23 protein-coding genes and 1 tRNA gene are annotated in these 22,983 nt (G+C 29.1%); 17 read left to right on the top strand and 7 right to left on the bottom strand.

Features of this window, described 5'->3' with window-relative positions:
• The first annotated feature begins 21 nt into the window (after window positions 1-21).
• From QML81_RS09085 to QML81_RS09045, 9 genes are all read left to right on the top strand, one after another.
• Complete coding sequence (locus QML81_RS09085) at window positions 22-1,686, top strand: 30S ribosomal protein S1 (protein WP_281951117.1); 1,665 nt, start codon at window positions 22-24, stop codon at window positions 1,684-1,686.
• 140 nt (window positions 1,687-1,826) lie between these two features.
• Window positions 1,827-3,416, top strand: coding sequence for a phosphoglycerate dehydrogenase (serA, locus tag QML81_RS09080; protein ID WP_281951116.1), 1,590 nt, complete (start codon window positions 1,827-1,829; stop codon window positions 3,414-3,416).
• 126 nt (window positions 3,417-3,542) lie between these two features.
• The gene (locus QML81_RS09075; protein ID WP_281951115.1) at window positions 3,543-4,955 is read left to right on the top strand and encodes a TolC family protein; all 1,413 of its coding nucleotides are present in this window, start codon (window positions 3,543-3,545) and stop codon (window positions 4,953-4,955) included.
• Window positions 4,955-5,749: an efflux RND transporter periplasmic adaptor subunit gene (locus QML81_RS09070; protein WP_281951114.1), complete on the top strand. Its 795-nt coding sequence runs from the start codon at window positions 4,955-4,957 to the stop codon at window positions 5,747-5,749. Before QML81_RS09075 ends, QML81_RS09070 begins: the two co-directional genes overlap by 1 nt.
• Window positions 5,750-5,758: 9 nt before the next feature.
• Entirely contained in the window at window positions 5,759-7,396 is a 1,638-nt protein-coding gene (locus QML81_RS09065) for an efflux RND transporter permease subunit (protein ID WP_281951113.1), read from the top strand.
• On the top strand, window positions 7,393-9,078 hold the full coding sequence (locus tag QML81_RS09060) for an efflux RND transporter permease subunit (RefSeq protein ID WP_281951112.1): 1,686 nt from the start codon (window positions 7,393-7,395) through the stop codon (window positions 9,076-9,078). Before QML81_RS09065 ends, QML81_RS09060 begins: the two co-directional genes overlap by 4 nt.
• 68 nt (window positions 9,079-9,146) lie before the next feature.
• On the top strand, window positions 9,147-9,347 hold the full coding sequence (locus QML81_RS09055; RefSeq protein ID WP_281951111.1) for a DUF2905 domain-containing protein: 201 nt from the start codon (window positions 9,147-9,149) through the stop codon (window positions 9,345-9,347).
• 152 nt (window positions 9,348-9,499) lie between these two features.
• Window positions 9,500-10,066: an elongation factor P gene (gene efp, locus QML81_RS09050; RefSeq protein WP_281951110.1), complete on the top strand. Its 567-nt coding sequence runs from the start codon at window positions 9,500-9,502 to the stop codon at window positions 10,064-10,066.
• A 10-nt stretch (window positions 10,067-10,076) separates the two neighbouring features.
• On the top strand, window positions 10,077-10,634 hold the full coding sequence (locus QML81_RS09045) for a DJ-1 family glyoxalase III (protein ID WP_281951109.1): 558 nt from the start codon (window positions 10,077-10,079) through the stop codon (window positions 10,632-10,634).
• Here the strand turns inward: QML81_RS09045 and QML81_RS09040 are convergent.
• Genes QML81_RS09040 through QML81_RS09030 form a run of 3 tightly spaced genes read right to left on the bottom strand, consistent with a single transcriptional unit; the run spans window position 10,631 to window position 12,747 of the window.
• Window positions 10,631-11,146: a methyltransferase family protein gene (locus tag QML81_RS09040; RefSeq protein ID WP_281951108.1), complete on the bottom strand. Its 516-nt coding sequence runs from the start codon at window positions 11,144-11,146 to the stop codon at window positions 10,631-10,633. The genes QML81_RS09045 and QML81_RS09040 overlap by 4 nt on opposite strands.
• Window positions 11,118-11,960 carry a glycosyltransferase family 2 protein gene (locus QML81_RS09035; protein ID WP_281951107.1) on the bottom strand — a complete coding sequence of 281 codons (843 nt, stop codon included), beginning with the start codon at window positions 11,958-11,960 and terminating at the stop codon, window positions 11,118-11,120. The genes QML81_RS09040 and QML81_RS09035 overlap by 29 nt, the downstream gene beginning before the upstream one ends.
• The gene (locus tag QML81_RS09030; RefSeq protein WP_281951106.1) at window positions 11,929-12,747 is read right to left on the bottom strand and encodes a Cof-type HAD-IIB family hydrolase; all 819 of its coding nucleotides are present in this window, start codon (window positions 12,745-12,747) and stop codon (window positions 11,929-11,931) included. Before QML81_RS09030 ends, QML81_RS09035 begins: the two co-directional genes overlap by 32 nt.
• Window positions 12,748-12,807: 60 nt before the next feature.
• Here QML81_RS09030 and QML81_RS09025 point away from each other — a divergent pair, with 60 nt between their 5' ends.
• Window positions 12,808-13,737 carry an RsmB/NOP family class I SAM-dependent RNA methyltransferase gene (locus QML81_RS09025; RefSeq protein ID WP_281951105.1) on the top strand — a complete coding sequence of 310 codons (930 nt, stop codon included), beginning with the start codon at window positions 12,808-12,810 and terminating at the stop codon, window positions 13,735-13,737.
• Here the strand turns inward: QML81_RS09025 and QML81_RS09020 are convergent.
• Window positions 13,718-14,236 carry a shikimate kinase gene (locus QML81_RS09020; RefSeq protein WP_281951104.1) on the bottom strand — a complete coding sequence of 173 codons (519 nt, stop codon included), beginning with the start codon at window positions 14,234-14,236 and terminating at the stop codon, window positions 13,718-13,720. The genes QML81_RS09025 and QML81_RS09020 overlap by 20 nt on opposite strands.
• A 124-nt stretch (window positions 14,237-14,360) precedes the next feature.
• On the opposite strand from QML81_RS09020, the gene QML81_RS09015 reads away from it, so the two are divergent.
• From QML81_RS09015 to dnaE, 5 genes are all read left to right on the top strand, one after another.
• Entirely contained in the window at window positions 14,361-14,687 is a 327-nt protein-coding gene (locus QML81_RS09015) for an ArsR/SmtB family transcription factor (RefSeq protein WP_281951103.1), read from the top strand.
• On the top strand, window positions 14,684-15,088 hold the full coding sequence (locus tag QML81_RS09010; protein WP_281951102.1) for an arsenate reductase ArsC: 405 nt from the start codon (window positions 14,684-14,686) through the stop codon (window positions 15,086-15,088). Before QML81_RS09015 ends, QML81_RS09010 begins: the two co-directional genes overlap by 4 nt.
• Window positions 15,085-15,315 (top strand): thioredoxin family protein, encoded by a 231-nt coding sequence (locus QML81_RS09005; protein WP_281951101.1) that lies wholly within the window; start codon window positions 15,085-15,087, stop codon window positions 15,313-15,315. The genes QML81_RS09010 and QML81_RS09005 overlap by 4 nt, the downstream gene beginning before the upstream one ends.
• 4 nt (window positions 15,316-15,319) lie before the next feature.
• On the top strand, window positions 15,320-16,270 hold the full coding sequence (locus QML81_RS09000) for a permease (RefSeq protein WP_281951100.1): 951 nt from the start codon (window positions 15,320-15,322) through the stop codon (window positions 16,268-16,270).
• A 182-nt stretch (window positions 16,271-16,452) separates the two neighbouring features.
• Window positions 16,453-19,983 carry a DNA polymerase III subunit alpha gene (dnaE, locus tag QML81_RS08995; RefSeq protein WP_281951099.1) on the top strand — a complete coding sequence of 1,177 codons (3,531 nt, stop codon included), beginning with the start codon at window positions 16,453-16,455 and terminating at the stop codon, window positions 19,981-19,983.
• Between the two features lie 123 nt (window positions 19,984-20,106).
• On the opposite strand, the gene QML81_RS08990 is transcribed toward dnaE, so the two are convergent.
• Window positions 20,107-20,712 carry a DUF234 domain-containing protein gene (locus tag QML81_RS08990; RefSeq protein WP_281951098.1) on the bottom strand — a complete coding sequence of 202 codons (606 nt, stop codon included), beginning with the start codon at window positions 20,710-20,712 and terminating at the stop codon, window positions 20,107-20,109.
• Window positions 20,713-21,149: 437 nt separating this feature from the next.
• On the opposite strand from QML81_RS08990, the gene QML81_RS08985 reads away from it, so the two are divergent.
• On the top strand, window positions 21,150-21,395 hold the full coding sequence (locus tag QML81_RS08985) for a hypothetical protein (RefSeq protein WP_281951097.1): 246 nt from the start codon (window positions 21,150-21,152) through the stop codon (window positions 21,393-21,395).
• Window positions 21,392-21,679: a cupin domain-containing protein gene (locus tag QML81_RS08980; protein WP_281951096.1), complete on the top strand. Its 288-nt coding sequence runs from the start codon at window positions 21,392-21,394 to the stop codon at window positions 21,677-21,679. The genes QML81_RS08985 and QML81_RS08980 overlap by 4 nt, the downstream gene beginning before the upstream one ends.
• An 85-nt stretch (window positions 21,680-21,764) precedes the next feature.
• On the opposite strand, the gene QML81_RS08975 is transcribed toward QML81_RS08980, so the two are convergent.
• Both QML81_RS08975 and QML81_RS08970 read right to left on the bottom strand, forming a co-directional pair.
• Window positions 21,765-21,841, bottom strand: a tRNA-Ile gene (locus tag QML81_RS08975).
• Window positions 21,842-21,864: 23 nt separating this feature from the next.
• Entirely contained in the window at window positions 21,865-22,971 is a 1,107-nt protein-coding gene (locus QML81_RS08970) for an FtsW/RodA/SpoVE family cell cycle protein (RefSeq protein WP_281951095.1), read from the bottom strand.
• Window positions 22,972-22,983: the final 12 nt, after the last annotated feature.

Here is a 22,983-nt window from a genome sequence, read left to right as displayed (position 1 = left end):
AATTTAAATTAAGGAAGAGTAATGGATAGAGAGGAATTATTACATGGTGGCGAATCAAGTGAAGATTTTGCATCTATGCTTGAGGAGTCGTTTAAAAAAAGTGAATCTAAAATTTTAGATGGTACTATTGTTGAAATACAAGGTGATGAGAAAGTTCTTGTAGATGTTGGTGAAAAACAAGAAGGTATTTTGAATATTAATGAGATAAAAGATGAAAATGGAAATCTGTTATATAATGTTGGCGATAAAATAAAAGTATTGATTTCTGGTTTTAGAAATGAAAGACCAATAATTTCACATAAAAAAGCTGTCTCAAAGGCAAAAACAGCAGAATTTATAAAAGAGCATAAAGATGATTTTGAAAATATTGTTGTTGAAGGAAAAATTGTTGGAAAAAACAAAGGCGGTTACAATGTTGAAAGTGAGGGCGTACACTTTTTCATGCCAAATTCTTTGTCATATTTAAAAGGAAAAATAGAACCAGGAAGAAAAATAAGAGCTAAAATAGTAAAAATTGATGAAGATAATAATTCAATAATCATATCTAGAAAAAAATATATTGAAGATGAGAAGAGAAGAAAAAAAGAGATCATTGATCAATTAATCAATGAAGATAAAATTGTAGAAGGTTTAATTAAAAAAATTACAAATTATGGAATGTTTGTTGAAGTTGCTCCAGGTGTTGAAGGTTTAGTTCATTATAATGAGATAAGTTATAAAGGTCCTGTGAATCCTGCAAAATATTATAGCGAAGGTGAAAAGGTTAATGTAAAAGCGCTAAAATATAATGAAGAAAAAAATAGACTTTCATTATCAGTTAAAGCAACAATGCCAGATCCTTGGAATGAGATAGAAAAAGAGCTTGAAGTTGGTGATACTATAAATGTAACTGTAAGCAATATTGAACCTTATGGCGTATTTGTTGATTTAGGTAATGATGTTGAGGGATTTTTACATATATCTGAAATAAGCTGGGATAAAAAAGTAAAAAATCCTAAAGATTATTTAAATATCGGTGATGAAATTGATGTGGAAGTTATTGAGATAGATCCTGAAAATAGAAAATTAAGAGTCTCTTTAAAAAGATTATTGCCTAAGCCTTTTGAAGAGTTTATGAAAAAATATAAAGTAGGTGATATTGTCAAAGGCAAGGTTACAACAATTGCTGATTTTGGAGCATTTGTAAAAATTGGAAATGTTGAAGGATTGCTTCATAATCAAGATGTTAGCTGGACTAAAGAGAAAGCTAAAGATATATTAAATGTAGGTGATGAAGTAGAAGTTAAGATTGTTAAAATAGATGAAGAGAATGAAAAAATTTCTCTTAGTAGAAAAGAGTGTATGGAATCTCCTTTACAGCAATATGCTAAAAATAAAAAAGTTGGTGATATTGTTAAGGGAAAAGTTAAAGATATTAAAGATTTTGGTGTATTTGTAGAGGTAGAACCTGGAATAGATGCTTTAATAAGAGATGAAGATTTGGCTCCTTTGAAAAAAGATGAGTTAAAAGTTGGTGATGAGATTGAAGGTGTTATTACATTATTAGATACTAATAGAGATAAAATGAGAATTTCTGTAAGAAGACTTTCAAAAATTAAAGAAAAAGAAGCATTAAAAGAGATAAATAAAAAAGAGAATGACAAAATAACTCTTGGCGAGATTATAAAAGATAAACTGAATAAGTAATTAGTTATTAGTTATTAGTATATTGGAGTTAAGAATTTATATTATAAAGCAACAAAATGAAATTATTTTCAAGCATCAAATTTCCAATAACCAATACACTAATACACCAATTACCATTTTATTAAATTTAAAGGATATGGATGGAAAAGAAAAAAATTGTAGTTTGTGACCATATTCATGAAAAAGGTTTAGAGATATTAAAAAATGAGCAAGATATAGAAGTTGTAAATGCTGCTGATGTACCAAAAGGCGAATCTTTATATAAAGTAGTTAGTGATGCTGATATTGTTATTACAAGAAGTCCAACACCAGTTGATGAGCCATTTTTAGAGGCTGCAAAAAATTTAAAAGCAATTGTTAGGGCAGGTGTTGGTGTTGATAATGTAGATATAGATGGATGTAGCAGAAGAGGAATAATTGTTATGAATGTTCCAACTGCAAATACTATTGCTGCAGTTGAATTAACAATGGCCCATATGTTAAGCTGTGTAAGGTCTTTTCCTTATGCGCATAATCAATTAAAACTTGAGAGAATCTGGAAAAGAGAAAATTGGCTAGGAACTGAGCTTAAAGGCAAAAAACTTGGAATTATTGGTTTTGGTAATATAGGAAGTCGTGTTGGAATTAGAGCAAAAGCATTCGAAATGGATGTAATTACTTACGATCCATATATTCCACCTGAAAAAGCAACAGATTTGGGCATTAAATATACTACAAATTTTGATGATATTTTAGCTTGCGATATTATTACTATTCATACTCCTAAAAATAAAGAGACTATCAATATGATAGACCGTGATGAAATCGCGAAAATGAAAGATGGAGTAATTTTAATAAATTGTGCAAGAGGTGGTTTATATAATGAAGAAGCTCTTTATGAAGGTTTAAAAAGTGGAAAAATAAGATTTGCTGGAATTGATGTATTCGCTAAAGAGCCTGCAACTGACAATAAACTTTTAGAGCTTGATAATATTATAGTAACTCCTCATCTTGGTGCAAATACGATAGAGTCACAAGAAAAAATAGCAACTCAAGCTGCCCAGGCAGCAATTGAAGCAGCTCGCGGAAGCAGCTATCCAAATGCATTAAATTTACCAATAAAAGAAGATGAAATTCCACCATTTGTTAGACCATATCTTGAACTTTCTCAAAAGATAGGCTTTCTAGCTGCTCAAGTAAATAAAGGTGCCTTTAAATCAATAAAAGTGGTAACTGAAGGTGAAATTGGTGAATATTTAAAATCATTAACAACTTTTGTGGTTGTTGGAGCGTTAAAAGAGTCTTTGGGCGAGGCAGTAAATTATGTAAATGCTGAATTTGTTGCAAAAGAGAGAGGAATAGATATCATAAATAAAACTCAGCCAAATACAAGTGGCTATAAAAATAAAATAACTGTAAAATTAACAACAGATAAAGATGTCATTGAAATTAGTGGAACAATTTTTGAAGAGAGTGTTCAAAGAATTGTTGAAATAAACAATTTTGCTATAGATGTTGAACCAAAAGGTAAAATGATACTATTTAAAAATACTGATGTTCCAGGTGTTATCGGCCAAGTTGGTATGATACTTGCAAAACATAACATTAATATTGCAGATTTTAGACTTGGACGTGACCAACATGGACAGGCATTAGCAGTTATTATTGTAGATGATGATGTATCTAAAGAAACTCTTAAAGAGTTATCAAATTTAGAAGCCTGCATTTCTGTACATTATGCTATTCTTTAACAAAACGGTGTTTCCGTTTTGTTACTTCCTCATAACAAATACTTATAGAAAACTTCAAGTTAAACAATGATTAAGAGATAAGTTAATATAATCTTATGCTAATAAAATAGAGTTTTGGAGGAATTAATGAGATATCTTTTTATATTGATTTTTGCGAGTATCTCACTATTTGCAGGATTGGAAAATCTTAAATTAGATGATGCAATAAATCTTCTTAAAAAGAATAACAGCGAAATAAAAATTGCGAAATTTAATGAAGATATTGCAAAATTTAAGACAAAAATAGCAAAAAGCTACAATTATGGTAGTTTGGATTATACATTTTTAGCTCTTAGAAGTAATGATGCTGGAAATGTATTTGGTTTTAAGCTTCAAAGTAGAGAGGCTAGTTTTGCTGATTTTGGATTTGATGAATTCTTGGCTCCTATGGGACAAGTATTAGGACTATTGGCACAGGAAAAAAATACTCAAGCTGCAGCTGCAATATCGCAAATGGGATCAATTTTAAAAATTCAACCCAAAAAACTTAACTATCCAGATCCAAGAAATCACTTTTTAAATAAATTAACCTATCAAATCCCTCTATTTACTGGATTTAAACTTACTCAATATGAGAAAATCTCTAAAGCTATGGAAGAGATGAGTCATCTTGATGCAAAAAAAATTATAAATGAAAAGATTTATCAGACAAAAAAGACATTTTATGATATTACATTAGTAGAAAACTATATAAAAAACTTGCAAACTTTAAAAAGTAATATCGATAAACTTGAAGAAATTATTAAAGCTTTTATGAGTGAAGGTTATGCAAAAGATACAGATCTTTTAGAGGTACAAGCAAAAAAAGCAGAAGTTTTAAGCTATCTTAACCAAGCAAAATTAAATAGAGACTTGGCTTATCAATTTTTAGAGTTTTTAATAGGTGAAAAAGTGGATTCAATATCTCATGTTGAAGAGTTGGCACCTTTACCAAAAGGTAGCGTAAAAGAGCTTGTTGAAAAAACTTTTGATATGAAAAAAGTTAAAATTGGTCTTAAAATAATGGATGAAAATATAAAACTTCAAAAAAGTGGTCTTTATCCTATGATAGGTGCTTTTGGAGAGTATAGTAGTGCTGATGATAAGCCATTTAATGATTTTGAGGACCATGATGCATATACAATTGGTGCTCAACTAAAATGGAATCTTTTTAATGGCGGAGAGACAACTGCTCAGATACAAAAGGCAAAAATTGAAAAAATGAAAATGGCTGAGCAATATATTTTAGCTAAAAGAGGATTGGCCCTTAAAATAAATCAAATAATTACAGAAGTAAAAAGCAAAGATTATGATGTAAATGCAAAGAAAAAACAGTTTGATTTTTCAAAAAGAGTGTATGAACATTATGAAGGAAAATATAAAGAGGGTCTTGTAAAAATAAGCGATGTTTTAATTAAACATTCTGAAGAGATAAAAGCATTGCTTGATCTTTTGAAAGTGAAAACTCAAAGAAATGAAAAAGTATTTGAACTTGAAAGTTTAATAGATAAGGAGAACTAATGAAAAAAATATTTTTATTTATATTGATTTTCGCATCTTCAATTTTTGCAGCTGGAATGAAACTGTCTGGTACTGTTATGAGTGATGATACAAAAATGATTGCGAGTAGATTTATGGGTTTTGTAAAAAAAGTTTATGTTGATGAGGGAGATTATGTTAAAAAAGGTCAACTTCTTTATACAATTGATTCTAAAGAGATAGACCTTGCAAAATCTCAAGTTGAACTTGCTATTTCTCAAGCAAGACTCGCTGTACAGATGAATCAAAATATGTATAACAATGTTCATTTAAATTATGAAAGATATAAAAGATTATATAAAAAAGGCATGGTTGCTAAATATGAGCTTGAAAATATGGAATTAATGGAAAAAAATACAAAAGATATGGTAGAAATTGCAAAAAAACAGCTTTCTCAAGCAAAAGCAAAATTAAAAGAAGTTTTACATCAATATGAATATTTAAAACTAAGAGCTCCAAATGATGCAGTAGTTATTCAAAAAAATATAAAAGAGGGGCAAATTGCAATACCTGGCATGCCTGCACTTATAATTACATCACTTGATAATCTAAAAGTTTTGGTAGAGATTAGTGAAAGTAATTTAAATAATATTTCACTTGGAAAAAGCGTTGATGTTTATATTCCTTCTATAAATTTTAAAACTAAAGGAAAAATTGCATCAATAATTCCTGCTTCAAATCCAATGACTCATAAATTTAAAGTAAAAATTAAGTTTGATAAAAAAGGAAATAAAAAAATTATTCCTGGAATGTATTCAGAAATTATTATTAAATAAGGGTAGAAAATGGCAGAAATTAAATGTAAATATACCCCTAAAGATTATGCTGGGAAACTGGCTTTAACTTTTTTGCACAATCCTTTAACAGCACTTTTGGCAGTTTTTATATTAGCTGTTGGATATTTATCGCTAGAAATTATGCCAAGAGAAGAGGACCCACAAATTGCTATAAGTGGTGGGGCTATTATTGTTCCTATGCCAGGAGCTTCTCCAAAAGAGATTGAACAAGTTATTGTGAAACCGCTTGAAGAAAAAATCAGAGAGATCTCAGGTGTAGAATATATTTATGGTATGGCAATGGAAAATGTAGGTATAGTAAATGTTCAATATTACATTGGTGAAAATAGAGAGATTTCAAATGTAAAGTTATATGATAAAGTTATGCAAAATATGGATAAACTTCCTAAAAATGCAATGCAGCCTATTGTTAAACCTTTTGATATTGACATAGATATACCTATTTTAAGTTTTGCTTTTTATAAAAAAGACCCAAATTTAAGTGATGCCAAGCTTTATAAAATTGTAAAAGATATCCAGTATAAATTTAATAGAATCAAAAATGTATCAAAAACGGAATTAAAAGGTGCACATAAAAGACAATTTAATATATTGGTTGATTTAAATAAACTCAAAGGTTATCATCTATCTCTTGGCCAAATTATGATGGCTGTAAAATCTGTTGCTTTAGAAGTACCAGAGGTTAAAAATAGAACAAAAGATAATAAAATAGTTATTTTTGGCGTTCCAAATGCAATTGAGAGTATCAAAGATGTTGAAAATATTATGGTGGCAAATTATATGGGGAGTCCTATATATGTAAAGGATATAGCAAAAGTTGAAGATGGTATAGATATTCAAAATTTTAAAAGTGCACAAATTTGGAGTAAAGATATAAAGAAAAATATACCTCAATATACTTTAACTGTAGCAAAATTAAAAGGAACAAATGCAGTATTTGTTGCAAATGATGTTTTGGATGAGATTAAAAAATTAAAACCTATGCTTGAAAAAGAGGGTATAGGATATGTTTTAACAAGAGATTACGGGAAAAGAGCAAATGATGCAGTTAATGAATTGGTTGATCATTTGTTGATTACTATAGCAATTATTGCTGTAATGCTTGTTTTCTTTCTTGGATGGAAAGAGGCAGTAATTGTTACTTTTACAGTGCCAGCTATTCTAGCAATTACTCTATTTATAGCATACATTACTGGACAGACAATAAATAGGATTACACTTTTTGCATTTTTATTATCACTTGGTTTATTAGTTGATGCTGCAATTATCGTAATAGAAAATATACATAGACATCTACATGAGCATGATGCTGTTAATAAAGATATGGATACTATAATGGTTGAAGCAACTGATGAGATTGGTGCTCCAACGAATATTGCAACTTTGGCAATTATTTTAACTATGGTACCAATGGGTTTTGTTGGCGGTATGATGGGTGAGTTTATGAAACCAATACCTTTAAATGTCCCAGTAGCTTTAATTGCTTCATTAGTAATTGCTTATATTTTTACGCCATATTTAGCTAGAAGATTACTTAAAAAACCTCATTACCATCATCACCATCACCATTTCCAAAAAGAGGAAAAATTGCCTGAAGAGTGCTCAATTGAAGGAGATAAGAAGTGAAAAGGTATGAAAAATTTATTTATAAAATTTTAGAAAAAAAGAGCTTAAAAAATTTAGTAATTTTATTAACATTAGTTGCTTTAGTAGCATCAGTTGCAATGATTCCTACAAAAATAGTTCTTGCTAAAATGCTTCCAGGAAAAAGTGCAAATACTTTCAGTGTTTATGTTGATTTACCAACTGGAAGTTCAATTGAGGAGACAAAAAAAGTTACTCAGTGTGTTATAGATATATTAAAGAATGAAAAAGAGGTTACTGATATTGAAACCTATCTAGGAATGGGTGCACCTCTTGATTATGCAGGTCTAGTTAAATGGAGTGCATTTAAAAATAGTGAAAATTTAGCTGAACTTGTTGTAAATTTAACAGATAAGCATGAAAGAGAAGAGAGAAGTTACAATATGGTTCATAGATTGAGACCTGTTATTCAAAAAAAGTGTGAGCCAATAAAAAAAGGTACAGTTATTAAACTTATTGAACAACCTGCAGGACCTCCAACTTTAGCTGCTATAGTTGCTGAAATTTATGGAGAAAATCTTGATAGTGTTAGAAAATTTGCAAAAAAAGTAGCTAATGTATTTAAAAAAACTCAAGGTTTAGTTGATATTGACATTTTAGAAGATGATATCTATAAAAAATATAAACTTATTCCAAATATTGATAAGATTCAAAAAAGTGGACTTTCAGTTGAGCAAGTTCAAAAAATTATGTATCTTGCATTTGAAGGAATGGGAATTGGTGTTAAAAATTTTGAAGATTATCCATCTCAAGTGGATCTATTTTTAAGATTAAGTGATGAAACCAGAAGATTTGATAATCAAAGTTTAGAATCAATAAAAGATAGACTCTCTTCGTTTGAACTTATGAATAAAATGGGTATGATGGTGCCTTTAATTGAGGTTGTTGATATTGTTGAGAGTAAAAATGAACCTATGATTATGCATAAAAACTTAAAAAGATATGTAGATGTTATAGCTGAGACTGATCTTGTTTCGCAAGTATATCCTCTGCTTGAAGCAAGAGATACTATTATGAAAGAGTTTAGTAAAGATTATGATATAGAGACTACAGATTATCTATTTAATTTAAGATTTACTGATAAAAAAACTGGCGAGGTTATTGATCTTAAATGGGATGGAGAAATGAAAGTCACTCTTGATACTTTTAGAGATCTTGGTCTTGCTTTTATTGCAGCTTTAATTTTAATATATCTTTTGATGGTTATATATTATAAAAATTACACATTAAGCTCTATTGTAATGGCTGGAAGCTTTTTATCAATCATAGGTGTAATTGTAGGCCACTGGGTTGCAGATTTGGTAACTGAAGATGTATTTTTCTTAACTGCAACAAGTATGATTGGTTTTATTGCTTTAATGGGTATAAGTTCAAGAAACTCACTACTTTTGATTGATTTTGCAAAAGCGTTGATGGAAAATAAAGGAATGGATAAAAAAAGAGCAATTGCTGTTGCAACAGCAACAAGAGCAAAGCCAATTATGTTAACTGCAATTGCTATTATTTTAGGTTCAGCTCTTTTAGCAAGTGACCCAATATTTGGAGGTCTTGGAGTAGCTCTAATTGGTGGTACAGTAGCTGCTGTAGCAGTATCACTTATCTTTATCCCTGTTTTAATGGATAATGCAAAAGCTATGGATTTTACTAAAAATAAAGGAGAATAAGATGAAGGGAAAAGGTAGAAGGAATAGATTTTAAATCCTTCAGCCTTTGGCCTTCTTCTTTTAAAAAAATGGAATTTGGAAAAATCTTTATATTTTTAGGAATAGTTTTAATAATTATAGGCCTTTTTATAACATTTGTTGGAAAATTACCTGGTGATATTTATATAAAAAAAGATAATTTTACCTTCTATTTTCCTATAACAACATCTATTTTAATTAGCATCGTTCTATCTCTTCTTTTTTACTTTTTTTCTCGTTTTTTTAGATAGTTTTGGTAAAATTAGATATTTATTGTGGATGAGTGGATGAATGGTTGAGTAGTGAAGTTGTTTTTATTTTATTACTACTCAACTAATTTAGCCACTTAACTACTCAACAATTTAACTTTTTTAACTAAACAACAAAAATAAAAAGGAGAATTATGTCTTATAGTATGAGTGATTTGAAAAAAGGTTTAAGAATAGAGTTAAATGGTATTCCATATAGAATTGTTGAATATCAGCATGTAAAACCTGGAAAAGGTGCAGCTTATGTTAGAACAAAACTAAAATCACTAATAGATGGAAGAGTTTTAGAAAAAACTTTTCATGCAGGAGATAAAGCAGAAAAACCAGATTTAGAAGAAAAAGAGATGCAGTATCTTTATGATGATGGTGAGAATATGCATTTTATGGATACAACAACTTATGAGCAAATTGCATTAACTCACAAACAAGTGGGCGAAGAGAATATTAAATATATGAAAGATGGAATGAATGTAAAGATTTTATTTCATAACGGAAAGCCAATTTCAGTTGAAATTCCTCCTGTAGTTGAACTAAAAGTTGTTGATACTGCTCCAGCATTTAAAGGTGATACTGCAACTGGTGGTAGAAAACCTGCAACTCTTGAAACAGGAGCAGTTATACAAGTACCTTTTCATATATTAACTGGAGATGTAGTAAAAGTTGATACAATAGAGGGAAAATATCTAGAAAAAGTTAAATAAGGAGGCAGGAATGGCAAAGGTACTAGTACCACTTGCAGATGGTTTTGAAGAGATTGAAGCAATGGCAATTATAGATGTTTTAAATAGAGCAGGCAATAGCGTTACAGTTGCAGGTCTATTTGATAATGAGGTAGAGGGTGCAAATACTGGACTAAAGGTGTTAGTAAATACTTTATTAAAAGATGTAGATATTGATGAGTATGATATGATGGTACTGCCTGGAGGAATGCCTGGATCTGAACATCTTGCAAAAAGCGAGCTTGTTCAAGAGTATATAAAAAAGATGAATGAAAATAAAAAATTGGTTGGCGCAATATGTGCTGCTCCTTGGGCTTTAAAAGAAGCAGGAGTATTGGAAGGCAAAAAACATACAAACTATCCTGGTTTTGAAGAAAAAACAGGAAAAGAGGGATATATAGCTGATCAAAAAGTTGTTGTAGATGGAAATGTTTTAACTTCAAGAGGCCCTGGAACTGCGATTTGCTTTGCGCTTGAAATAGTTAGAAAATTAAATGGCGAAGAGACATATAATCAGTTAAAAGAGGGACTATTAGCTGATTATTGCTAATCAAAAAATAGCTCTTTCCAGCATTTTGCTGGGAAGATTGGTACTTTTTTTCTATATATTTCATACTCTTTACCAAACTTTTTTAGTGCCTCTTTTTCATCAAAATATATCATCAATATAAATATCAAAATAGCTTCAATGGGTGCTATAAAAAATATAAAAGTAGGAAAACCTAATATTAAAGCTAAACTTAGTGGCAAAAACATAAGACCAAATAGCATTGGATGTCTTGTGCAGCTATAAATTCCTTTATTTACTAATTGGTTTGTCTCTAATCTTGGAATATTACCTTTTCTTCCATATTTATGTAAAGCTTTTCCTCCAATTGAAGCTGCATGAAAAGAGATCTTTAAAATAAAAATTCCAATAATAAAACTTATAATATGAAAAGTAGGTGATAAAAGCAAATTTTTAAAATATTTTATATCAAAATAAAATGATAATATTGCTCCACCAAATAGAAATATTATCCAAAGAACTATTCTAAATATTACTGAAATTGATGTTTTCATTCTCTTTTCTTAAACTATGTAAAATTGGTTCAAACTCTTTTAAAATTTCTAAATTTTTATGCTTTTTAGCGCCATTTATTAAAATTTCGCATTTTTTTAATGCAACTTTTTTAACTTTTGGGTCATTGCAAAATGGAAGCATTGCTTTTACTCTCCATCTATCCATTGCAAAATATTTTTGTGATAATTGGTCTTGATGTCCACCATATTTTATAACCATTTTTTCTTTGCTAAATCCAATAGGATATTTTTTTGTTACTCTTAGCCAAAGTTCATAATCTTCGCAAACTTCAAAATCCTCTCTAAAAAGGCCAACTTCATCAAATAACTCTTTTTTTATAGCTACAGCTGATGGAGATATTAGACATAAATGTAATGAGTCATAAAAAATATAACCCTCTTTTTTTTGATGGATCTTTTTTTTATTTAAAAATTTTCCATTTTTTATCCAAATCTCATCAGTTTGATGAATTTTATAAGAGGGATTTTTTATAAAAAAATTTGCTTGAATTTTTAGTTTATCTTTTTTCCACTCATCATCACTATCTAAAAAAGCAATGATTTCGCCTTTTGAGGCTTTTATACCCGCATTTCTTGCGGCACTTACACCTCTATTTTGTTGAGTGATAATTTTAATAGGATATTTTTTAATAATTTTTGAAGTATTATCTGTTGAGCCATCATCAACGACAATTAGTTCAAAATTTTTATAGCTTTGATTTAAAACCGATTCTATCGCTCTTGATATAAATTTTTCTCTATTAAAAACAGGAATAATTACACTAAATTTTGGATAGATATTTTGCAACTGCATCCTCATCATTTGTATGGGGCAAAATAATATCTGCCTCTTTTTTTACTTCTTCAAGTGCGTTTTTAACAGCTACTGCTCTTTTTGCTTTTTTAAACATACCTATATCATTTAAACTATCTCCAAAAACTGTTAAATCTTCACAAGAAAAATTACAATAATCTAAAACTTCCTCTAATGCATGTGATTTGTCACCTTTTGGATGTAGAATTGTTAAAAAATGGCAATCAATATATGGATCTTTTGAAAGTTTTGTTTCTATAGAGTTTTTAAAAATATTTTTTAGTTCACTTTCTAGAGACTCCATATCTTTTTTTGTACCCATATAAACAATTTTGAGATTTTTTTCAAGAGGAGTAATTTTATCTTTTGCTCTAAGTCTATTATCATTTTTATATGAGTTTATTAACTCTTGTTGATAGATATTTAATTTTTTTGGATATAAAAATCTCTCATTTAAACTGTTATCTTTAATTCCAACAATAAATGGCTCAATATCAAACTTTTTTGAAATATCTATAATTTCATTTGAAATTTCTTTATCTAAAGCATTTATTGCAATAGCTTTTCTGTCACTTGTTGCAACCATTGCTCCATCCAGTAAAATAAGTGGAATTTTTAAATCAAGTCCATTTAGAAATTCTAAACTCTTTTTTAAACTTCTTGCTGTGGCAATAGATAATAAAAATCCCTCTTTGGTTTTTCTGTTCCATATCTCTTTACTAAATTGTGAAATAGATAAATCGCTTCTTAAAAAAGTTTTGTCTAAATCTGTAATAAATAGTTTCATTTTCCACCATTGAGTATTTAATTTTTGTTGATATAATATCAAAAAAATTTAAGGATTTAAATGCCAAAAAGTGATAATGAAAAAATTTTTTTTGAAAGAATAAAAAAGATAAATCCAAAACTATTAGAGCTCTTAAAAAGAAAAAAAGAGAAATTTTCTTTTAGAATAAATAGGCTTAAAACTACAAATGAAGAGATAGAAAAATTTTTAAAAAATTTAAATATAGAATATGAAAAAGTAAACTGGTTTGAAGATGTATATATTTTAGATATAAAAGATAGAGACAAAATTATAAAATCTAATGAATATAGCCAAGGAAAGATATATATTCAGAATCTCTCATCAATCTTTTGTGCATTAAATATTGATTTAAAAGAGAATGAGTGGCTTTTAGATATGGCCAGTGCTCCCGGTGGAAAATCTTTGCTTTGGAGCTCGCTTTTAGAAAATAGAGGAAAAATATCAGCAGTAGAAAAAGATAAAAATAGATTTTTTATGTTGAAAAGAAATATAAAATCATATGGTGTAAAAAATATAAAAACATATAATAAAGATGGAAGAGCGATAGGGAAAATATGTCCAAATTATTTTGATAAAGTTTTACTTGATGCGCCATGTTCAAGTGAGAGTGAATTTGATTTTACAAAAGAAAATCCTATAACTTACTGGAATCTAAGAAGAGTATATAGAAATTCTAAACTTCAAAAAGAGTTGATAGTTTCAGCTTGGAACTCTTTAAAACCTGGTGGAATTTTAATATATGCAACATGTACATTTAGTCCAGAAGAGAATGAAGAGGTGGTTGATTTTTTACTTAAAAAATTTGAAAATGCAAAAATTTTAGATATTGATGTTCCATTTGAAAATTATCAACAAGGAGTAACAAAATGGGAAAATAAAGAGTATAATAAAGAGATAAAAAAAACAGTTAGAATTTTGCCAAAAGGAGCATATAGCGGCTTTTTTATGGCTAAGATTGAAAAGATTTAACTCTGTTTAAAATCTCTTCTATTATTTCATCCATACTTTTATTTTCAACATAAATAGTAACATCAGCAACTTTTTCATACTCTTTGACTCTTTGCTTATATAACTTTTTTGCATTTTCATATGATTTAAAAAGTGGTCTTTTTTTTATCTTTTTTTTGGCATTTTTACTTTTAGTGATTCTTTCATAAATCCAATCAAAATCTGCTTTTAGATAAACAACTGTGCCTATATTTTTTATATTTTTTACTTTATAAAATCCTCCCCCAGTTGAAATAATTGTATTTTTTACAGAACTTGCAAGCCAATCAGCCGTTTTTTGCTCTAAATCTCTAAAATACTTTTCTCCCTGTTTTTCAAAAATCTTTTTTATTTTTTTATTTGTAAGACTCTCAATCAAATCATCAGTATCAACTGCATAAAGGTTAGTTTTCCCACTCATAGCTCTTGCAACTGTTCCTTTGCCAACTCCCATAAATCCAATAAGCAAAATATTTTTCATATAGAAAGTCCTATAAGTTTTTTCGAAATTTTACCAGTTTTATACTTAATCGATTATATTTCAATATATCAAGATATCTTGATATGTTGAAATATTTTGGTTATAATTTTGCAAAAGGAGCTTGATGGAAGCATTAGAGGATTTTTTAAAAACAGTGGGCGCTTTGTATGATGAGACAAGAGTATTGATTTTAAAATTTATTGATAAATATGGACCACTATGTGTTTGTGATCTTGAAAACTCCTTTGAGATGAATCAATCAAGACTTTCAAGACATCTAAAGATTTTAAAAGATGCAGGATTTTTAAGAGTAAAAAGGGTTGGAAAATGGAACTATTACTATATCAGAGAGCCTTTAGATAGATTTAGGCAAGAGATTTTAAAAGAGATTGAGATATTGCCAGTAGAGCTTCCAAAACTAAAAAAATTATCAAGAAAGTGTCAATTATGAAAAAAGTGTTGATTTTATGTACAGGAAATAGTTGCAGATCCATTATGGCTGAAGGATTAATAAATAAGTATTTTAAAGGAAAAATAAAAGCCTATAGTGCTGGAAGTAATCCAAGTGGAAAAGTAAATGAAAATGCAAAAAAAGTTTTAGTTGAAGAAGATGCTTGGAGCGATGAGTATCACTCTAAAACAGTTGATGAAGTATTAAAATATGCTCCATTTGATCTAGTTGTTACAGTGTGCGACAATGCTAAAGAGTCTTGTCCAACCTTTCCTGGGGCTAAAAAGATAATACATGTAGGATTTGAAGATCCAGATGGGAAAGATTTTAGTGAGTTTGTAAAAACTGCTAATGAGATTAAAAAAAGACTATTTCCAGTTTTAGAAAAGGAGCTTTTATGAAAATAGAAATTTTAGGCACAGGTTGCGCAAAATGCGCTCAACTTGAAAAAAATGTTCAAGAAGCGGTTGCAAAAAGTGGCAAATTTGTAGAGATTAAAAAAGTGCAAGATATAAATGAGATTATGAAATATGGTGTTATGAGTACTCCAGGTCTTGTAATAGATGGAAAAGTAGTAAGTGTTGGTAAAGTTTTAACACCTTCTCAAATTTTAGAGCTTATAAAGTAAAATAATGTTTGATTGGTGGCAAAAGGCAGTTGACTATTTAATATATGAAAAATTAAAATTTAGCGGAAAATTTGCAGATGCACTAAATTTTTTTCTATTTGATATAGTTAAAATATTTTTACTTTTAATAGTTATAATTTTTTTAGTTACATTTATTAGAAGCTATTTTCCAACAGAAAAAGTTAGAGATTATCTATCTAAAAAGCACCCACTTTTTGGTCATATATTGGCTGCAGTTTTTGGAATAATCACTCCTTTTTGTACCTGCAGCGCAATTCCACTGTTTTTGGGATTTTTGCAAGCAAGAATTCCTCTTGGAGTAACATTTAGCTATTTAATCTCTGCTCCTATGAATAATGAGATAGCAATTGCTATGCTTTTTGCTCTTTTTGGATTTAAAATTACTGCAATATATATAGGTTTTGGACTGCTGGTTGCTATAGTTGCTGGAATAATAATAGGAAGATTAAACCTTGAAGATGAGGTTTTAATAAAGCCACCTCCTATGCAAGATTTACCCGAATGTGAAATAAAAATTGGTTTTAAAGAAAGAGTCATCGATTCTTGGCTTTACACAAAAGATATTTTAAAAAAAGTATGGATATATGTTGTTATAGGTATATCACTTGGAGCTTTTATTCACGGATATGTGCCAACAGATTTTATTATTAAATATGCTGGAAATAAAGAGTGGTATAGTGTCATTGTTGCAACAATTTTAGGAATTCCAATGTATTCCAATGCTGCAGGTGTTATGCCTTTAATAGAGGTTTTAGTGGATAAGGGTATGAGTATGGGAACGGCTCTTAGTTTTATGATGGCCATAACTGCTCTTAGTCTTCCTGAGGCTATGATTTTAAAAAGGATTTTGTCATTAAAGCTTATTTTTATCTTTTTTGGTACAGTGGGTATTGGAATTATAATTATTGGATATATTTTTAATTGGATATTATAATAGTTTTAGCATTAGCTATTTTTTATTAACTTTGATTTTTATTATCTGGCAATATTTATAGTTATAGTTTTAGATCGAGTGAAAGTGGGTTTTATAATTACACCTTTTATTCTTGCATTTTCTCTTTTAGGATTAATATAATTAATTAGAGTATAATTGCATAAAAAATCCAAAGGATTTTTATGAAGCCAAAATTTACTCACCTGCATCTTCATACAGAATATTCTCTTTTAGATGGTGCTAATAAGATAAAAGCTCTTGCAAAAAAGTGCAAAGAGCTTGGTATGGATAGCGTTGCTATCACAGATCATGGAAATATGTTTGGGGCTATAGATTTTTATAAAGCTATGAAAAGCGAAGGTATAAAGCCAATAATAGGAATTGAAGCATATCTTCATAATCAAGAAGATTTAGGAGACAAATCTACAAAGCAGAGATTTCACCTATGTCTTTTTGCAAAAAATGAGATTGGATATAAAAATTTAATGTATCTTAGCTCCCAAAGCTATATTAATGGTTTTTATTACTATCCAAGAATAAATAAAAAACTTCTCAAAGAGCATAGTGAAGGTCTTATATGCACAAGTGCATGTCTGCAGGGTGAGGTAAATTGGCATCTAAATTTAAACAGTGAAAGAAATATAAAATTTGGGGCAAAAGGCTATGAGATTGCCAAAGAGATTGCCCTTGAGTATAAAGAGATATTTGGCGATGATTTTTATCTTGAACTGATGAGACATGGTATACATGACCAACAATATATAGATGAACAAATAATAAAGCTATCTTTGGAAACTGGTATAAAAATAGTAGCAACTAACGATACCCACTATCTTGAACAAGATGATGCAGATGCCCATGAAGCATTTATGTGTATAGCTATGAACAAACTTTATGATGATCCAAATAGATTAAGGCACTCAGTTCATGAGTTTTATCTAAAATCTCCTGAGGAGATGGCTGCTTTATATGCTGATATTCCTGAAGCCTTAGAAAATACGCAAGAGATTGTAGATAAGTGTAATTTAGAGCTTGATCTTGGAAATCCAACACCTCCAAATTTTAAATTTACAAAAGAGTATGCAAAGAAAGAGGGATTAGAGCTTCCTGAAGATAGCATTTATAGTTTTAAAAACGATGAGGTTCTATTTGAATATGAGTGTAAAAAAGGGCTAAAAGAGAGACTAAAAAATGTTCCAAAAGATGAGCATGAAAAATATTGGAATAGATTAGAACATGAGATAAATATCATTAATAAAATGAAATTTCCTGGTTATATGCTTATTGTTTGGGATTTTGTAAGAGTAGCAAAAGAAAGGGGCATTCCAGTTGGGCCGGGACGTGGTAGTGCAGCTGGTAGTTTAGTAGCTTATGCTTTAAAAATAACAGATATTGACCCTTTAAAATATAATCTGCTATTTGAGAGATTTTTAAATCCTGAGCGTGTTAGTATGCCAGACATTGATATGGATTTTTGTCAGGATAGAAGAGGGGAGATTATCGATTATGTTGTTGAGAGATATGGTAGATTTAATGTTGCTCAAGTTATAACATTTGGCTCATTGTTGGCAAAAGGTGTCATTAGAGATGTAGCAAGGGTTCTGGGAATGAGCTATAATGAAGCTGACAAAATGGCAAAGCTCATTCCAGACCAGCTTGGTATTACTTTGCAAAAAGCATATGAGCAAGAGCCAAAAATAAAAGAGCTTATTGAAGAAAATCCACTTGCTGCGAGGGTTTGGAAATTTGCCCTTGCTCTTGAAGGATTAAAAAGAAATGCGGGTATGCATGCAGCTGGTGTTGTTATAAGCAATGAAGAGTTATGGAATAAGACTCCTTTATATAAGCCAAGCGGTGAAGATACTTTAGTTACTCAATACTCATTAAACTTCTTAGAAGATGTAGATTTAATTAAATTTGACTTTTTGGGACTTAAAACATTAACAGTTATTGATAATGCATTAAAACTTGTTGAAAAAAGATATGGCAAAAAGATTGATTGGAATAAAGTAGATATTAATGATAAAAAGGTATATGAACTTATTCAAAGCGGGCATACTTTAGGACTATTTCAGATAGAGTCTCAAGGTATGCAAAGGTTAAATGCAAGATTAAAACCTACAACTTTTGAAGATATTATTGCTGTTTTGGCGCTTTATCGTCCAGGTCCTATGGAATCAGGAATGCTTGAAGATTTTATCGAAAGAAAGCATGGTAGAAAAAAGATATATTATCCTTTTGAAGAGGTAAGTTTTGATGAGTTAAAAGAGACTTTAGAGCCTACATATGGGATGATTGTTTATCAAGAACAGGTTATGCAGATAGTTCAAATAATTGGCGGTTTTTCACTTGGAGAAGCAGATATCATCCGTCGTGCAATGGGTAAAAAGAAAAAAGATATAATGGAGGAATACAAAAAAGAGTTTGTAAAAAGAGCAAGCGAGAGAGGGTTTGATTCTAAAAAAAGTGAGACTCTATTTGAATTGATAGAAAAATTTGCTGGATATGGATTTAACAAATCCCACTCAGCTGCTTATGCAATGATCACTTTTCAAACGGCTTTTTTAAAAGCCTATTATCCACAAGAGTTTATGGCTGCACTTTTAACAAGTGAACAAGATAACACAGATAAGATAGTCAAATATGTAGATGAGGTAAAAAGACTAAAAATTAAATTATTACCACCAGATATTAAAAAATCATCTTTAGAATTTAGTGCCACAAAAATTGATGGTGAAGATGTGATTTTATTTGGTCTTGGAGCTATAAAAGGAGTTGGTGAGAGTGCGATAGAATCCATACTTGAAGCAAGAAAGGAAGAAAATTTTAAAGATTTTGATGACTTTTTGCATAAAATCGATCCAACAAAAGTAAACAAAAAAGTTTTAGAATCATTAATAAAATCTGGAAGTTTAGATAGTTTTGGATATAGTAGAAAAACTTTGCTTCATAATATTGAAAAAATTGTTGAGACTACTCATGAGATAGCAAGAGCTAAAAAGATGGCTGAGAACTCTTTGTTTGGTGATATGGAGGAGATGACAGCTATAAAAATTGAGCTAGAAGATCTTGGAGAATTTGATTTAAAAACGATACTTGAACTTGAAAAAGAGACTCTTGGTTTTTATGTATCAGGTCATCCACTTGATAATTTTAGAGATGAACTCGAAAAGATAAAATATACACTATCTAGCGATTTAGAAAATATTGCTGATCAAAGCGAAGCTCTGTTTGTTGGAAAAGTTGAAGAGATCAAAACAAAAATAAGTAAAAAGGGCAATAAATTTGGCATTGTAAATATTATGGATTTACATGGAAATATTGAGCTTATGCTTTTTAGCGATAAATTGGAAGAGCTTGAAAAAATGGATCTTGATAGGCCTATTGCATTTAAGACATATGTTACAAAAGATGGAGATTTTACAAGAATAAGATGTGATAAGATTATGAGTTTAGAAGAGGCAAAAAAAGAAAAAGTAGATACTAAAATAGAAGAAAAGCAAGAGGAGCCATTAATAATAAAATTAAATCTTTCTCATGAAGTTTATTTGCTTGAAGAGCTATATAGACTCGCACAAAATCATCCAGGTAGAAGACCATTAAAACTTATAATATCTTCAAAACTTCAAGAGGTTGAGATTGAATCGAATGTTTATGTAAATAGCGATTTAGTCAAAGAGTTGTCAAAAATTGAAGGAATATGCGTAGCATAATGGTCTAATGTGAGTAGGGCGAGTGAGGTGAGTATGGTAAGTAGGTAAGCTGTAAAGCAGTGAAATAGCAAATTACAATTATCTACTTACCTTACTCAACACACTTACCTTACTAACCTAAATTTAAAATTCAAAAGAGTATGGAACTTTTTCTTTCTTTTTATAAGGAGCCTCTCTTCCTGCCCACTCTTTTAAATCTTCAAGGTCAAATAGTAAAATATTTTTCTCTTTATTTTTTAAAAGCTCATTACTAAAACCACTTTTTGAAAAAAGAGCATAATAATTTACATCAATTTGAGCGATTTTACATTTTTTCTGAAGAGATGTTAAAGTTTTTTTACATATTTTACTATTTTTCCATTTACATTCACCAACAATAATTTCGCCATTTTCTAGTGAGGCTAAAATATCAAGTTCTACTTTTCTATCCCAATAGCTACCACTTGTTATAAAATTTTTAAATTTATCTTTTATAATCTCATTTGAAAGCTCTTCATAAGTGAGACTTACATAATTGTCAAAATCTTTCTCAATTATAGTCATTATTTTAGTAAAATTTTTTTCTTTTAAATCTTTTAAATTAGGTTCAATATATCTAAACCAAAATCTAAAAAAAGGTTTTTCAAATTTTATTTTATGAGAGATTCGATATTTTCTCAAATTTTTTTTGAGTTTTTGTTTTGGCTGTTTTTTAGGAAGATTTTCTCTTGAATACTCTTTTTTTATCAATTTTAAATCTATTAAATTAGAGATTATATTTTTACCTTTAGATTCATTGATATTTGCTTTTTTTAATGCGCTGTTTATTTTTCTATCACCTATAGCTAAATGGCTTAATATTTTTTTAGATTCATTACTATTTTTATATATTATTTTTTCATTGATAAAATCTATATTTTTTAAGATTTTTTCTTCAATTTGAGGCAGAAGCTCTTTTTGGAAGTCAATTTGAATAATATCTTCTATTCCACTAAAGACTGAATAAAATTCAATAGCTTTTTCTATCTCATCTCTTTTGAAATTGTTATAAAATTTTAAGAAATCTTTTTTTATTTTTTTAGCTCCTAATTTTTTTATTTATTATACCAAAAACTTAAAAAATCTTAAAAAAATTTTGTATAATTAATTAAATAGATTATTAAATAGAAAAATTTTAAAAAAGTAGTATGAAAGATAAGAAATTTTCTTGGGAACAGCCATCTAAAAGAAACAGTAGAAGAAAAAGTTTTAGACCAAGATGTAGATATTGTAAAACAAATAGATATGTTATACCAATAATTTATGGATATATTGTAGATGAAGAAATTTTAGAAAAAGAGAAAAAGCAAGAGATAAAAATTGGAGGAATCGCAAGAAGTATAGATGCACCTAACTGGTTTTGCAAAAATTGTGGAAATGAATTTTTAAGATGAGATATGAAAAAAGTAGTATAACAGATATTGAGAAAATAAAAAAGATTTTGAAAAAAGAGGACTATTTTAATATTTTTGTTTGGGAAGATAAAAAAGAGACTTTTTATCCAACTCACACTCATCCATATGAAGAGATTAGATGGGTTGTTGATGGAGAGATAGTTATCGGTAATGATGAAGCAGAATTTTTATTAGGTCCTGGAGATAGATTAATTTCTCCTCCAAATACTCCACATTGGGCAAAAGTTTTAAAAGATGTAACTTATGTTTGTGCTTCAAGATAGGTATTTCTTAAAATCGAAGGAAAGAATAACTTAAAATTTTATTTGTATTTAATTTGTGAATAGTTTGAATCAAATTGAGAATATATGGTGGGCTCGGCAGGACTCGAACCTGCGACCAACCGGTTATGAGCCGGTTGCTCTAACCAACTGAGCTACGAGCCCGTTGAATATTTTTTGAACTCATTTTAAGTACGGCTGGAATTATACAAAAAATTAAAACGAAATGCAAGTAGATGCTCTAAAATACCAAAAAGTATCATAAAATTAACAAAACTACTTCCGCCATAACTAAAAAGAGGAAGTGGTACTCCCACAACAGGAGCAAAGCCCATCGTCATTGCTATATTAACACTCATATAAGTAAAAAGAAGTAGTGCTATACTTGTAGCTACAACTTGAGTAAAAAAATCTCCTTGTAGTTTATAATTTAAGCTCAATATATGAATGATAAGTAAGCCATATATAAAAACTAATAAAAAAGCACCAAAAAATCCAAATCTTTCAACAAAATAAGCAAAAATAAAATCACTTGAAGCGATAGGTAAAAATTTTAGTTGTGTTTGTGTAGCTTCATTTTTTTCTTTACCAGTCAATCCTCCAGAACCAATTGCAATTATTGATTGTTGTACATGATAACTTGGTTTTTCACTTAGAAAATCGTGAATTCTTTTTTTCTGATAATCGTGAAGTAGATATTTATATGAAATTGGAATAAAAAGAGATAAAATTATTACAATACTTATCCAAATTTTCCAATTTACTCCAACAACAAAAAGTACACCATAGCCTATTATTAGTAAAATTAAAGCAGTTCCTAGATCTGGCTCTTTTGCTATTAATATAAATGGAAGTATTATAAAAAAAGAGATTTTTAAAAAATCTTTTAAACCGTATCCGTTTTTTGGTGGAGGATTTTCTTGAATTATATATGCTAACATTAAAATAAATGCTGGTTTAAAGATTTCAGATGGTTGAAGTGTAAAATGCAAAAATGGAAGTTCAAGCCATCTTTTAGCACCAAGTTTGCTAACACCAAAGATATCCACTGCAACTAAAAGAGCTATATTTATCCAATATATAGTAGGAATAAGCCATTTATATTCCCTTAAAGGTGTTAAAAAAAATGTAACAAATGCACCAATTCCAACTAAAATATATATGGTTTGTTTTTTTGAAAGAAGTGGGTCAATTTCAGATATAAGATAGAAAGATATTGCAACTATTGGAATAATTAAAAATATCAAAATAAAATCAAAATGTGTTATTATTCTTCTATCTATCAAAAATTTCATAATGAACCTAAT

The sequence above is a fragment of the Nitrosophilus kaiyonis genome (genome assembly GCF_027943725.1).
GTDB lineage: Bacteria > Campylobacterota > Campylobacteria > Campylobacterales > Nitratiruptoraceae > Nitrosophilus_A > Nitrosophilus_A kaiyonis.
Note: the sequence above shows the minus strand (reverse complement) of the source record. Positions and strands in the feature narration are given on the sequence as shown.

Excerpts from the sequence above, each read along its gene's own strand:
- QML81_RS09030 (WP_281951106.1), bottom strand. The coding sequence starts at position 12,747 with ATGAAACTATTTATTACAGATTTAGACAAAACTTTTTTAAGAAGCGAT.
- QML81_RS09065 (WP_281951113.1), top strand. The coding sequence starts at position 5,759 with ATGGCAGAAATTAAATGTAAATATACCCCTAAAGATTATGCTGGGAAA.
- QML81_RS09000 (WP_281951100.1), top strand. The coding sequence starts at position 15,320 with ATGTTTGATTGGTGGCAAAAGGCAGTTGACTATTTAATATATGAAAAA.
- QML81_RS09035 (WP_281951107.1), bottom strand. The coding sequence starts at position 11,960 with ATGCAGTTGCAAAATATCTATCCAAAATTTAGTGTAATTATTCCTGTT.
- QML81_RS09020 (WP_281951104.1), bottom strand. The coding sequence starts at position 14,236 with ATGAAAAATATTTTGCTTATTGGATTTATGGGAGTTGGCAAAGGAACA.
- QML81_RS09010 (WP_281951102.1), top strand. The coding sequence starts at position 14,684 with ATGAAAAAAGTGTTGATTTTATGTACAGGAAATAGTTGCAGATCCATT.
- QML81_RS09055 (WP_281951111.1), top strand. The coding sequence starts at position 9,147 with ATGGAATTTGGAAAAATCTTTATATTTTTAGGAATAGTTTTAATAATT.
- QML81_RS09085 (WP_281951117.1), top strand. The coding sequence starts at position 22 with ATGGATAGAGAGGAATTATTACATGGTGGCGAATCAAGTGAAGATTTT.
- serA (WP_281951116.1), top strand. The coding sequence starts at position 1,827 with ATGGAAAAGAAAAAAATTGTAGTTTGTGACCATATTCATGAAAAAGGT.
- QML81_RS09015 (WP_281951103.1), top strand. The coding sequence starts at position 14,361 with ATGGAAGCATTAGAGGATTTTTTAAAAACAGTGGGCGCTTTGTATGAT.
- QML81_RS09025 (WP_281951105.1), top strand. The coding sequence starts at position 12,808 with ATGCCAAAAAGTGATAATGAAAAAATTTTTTTTGAAAGAATAAAAAAG.
- efp (WP_281951110.1), top strand. The coding sequence starts at position 9,500 with ATGTCTTATAGTATGAGTGATTTGAAAAAAGGTTTAAGAATAGAGTTA.
- QML81_RS08985 (WP_281951097.1), top strand. The coding sequence starts at position 21,150 with ATGAAAGATAAGAAATTTTCTTGGGAACAGCCATCTAAAAGAAACAGT.
- QML81_RS09070 (WP_281951114.1), top strand. The coding sequence starts at position 4,955 with ATGAAAAAAATATTTTTATTTATATTGATTTTCGCATCTTCAATTTTT.
- QML81_RS08970 (WP_281951095.1), bottom strand. The coding sequence starts at position 22,971 with ATGAAATTTTTGATAGATAGAAGAATAATAACACATTTTGATTTTATT.
- dnaE (WP_281951099.1), top strand. The coding sequence starts at position 16,453 with ATGAAGCCAAAATTTACTCACCTGCATCTTCATACAGAATATTCTCTT.
- QML81_RS08980 (WP_281951096.1), top strand. The coding sequence starts at position 21,392 with ATGAGATATGAAAAAAGTAGTATAACAGATATTGAGAAAATAAAAAAG.
- QML81_RS09045 (WP_281951109.1), top strand. The coding sequence starts at position 10,077 with ATGGCAAAGGTACTAGTACCACTTGCAGATGGTTTTGAAGAGATTGAA.
- QML81_RS09005 (WP_281951101.1), top strand. The coding sequence starts at position 15,085 with ATGAAAATAGAAATTTTAGGCACAGGTTGCGCAAAATGCGCTCAACTT.
- QML81_RS09075 (WP_281951115.1), top strand. The coding sequence starts at position 3,543 with ATGAGATATCTTTTTATATTGATTTTTGCGAGTATCTCACTATTTGCA.
- QML81_RS09040 (WP_281951108.1), bottom strand. The coding sequence starts at position 11,146 with ATGAAAACATCAATTTCAGTAATATTTAGAATAGTTCTTTGGATAATA.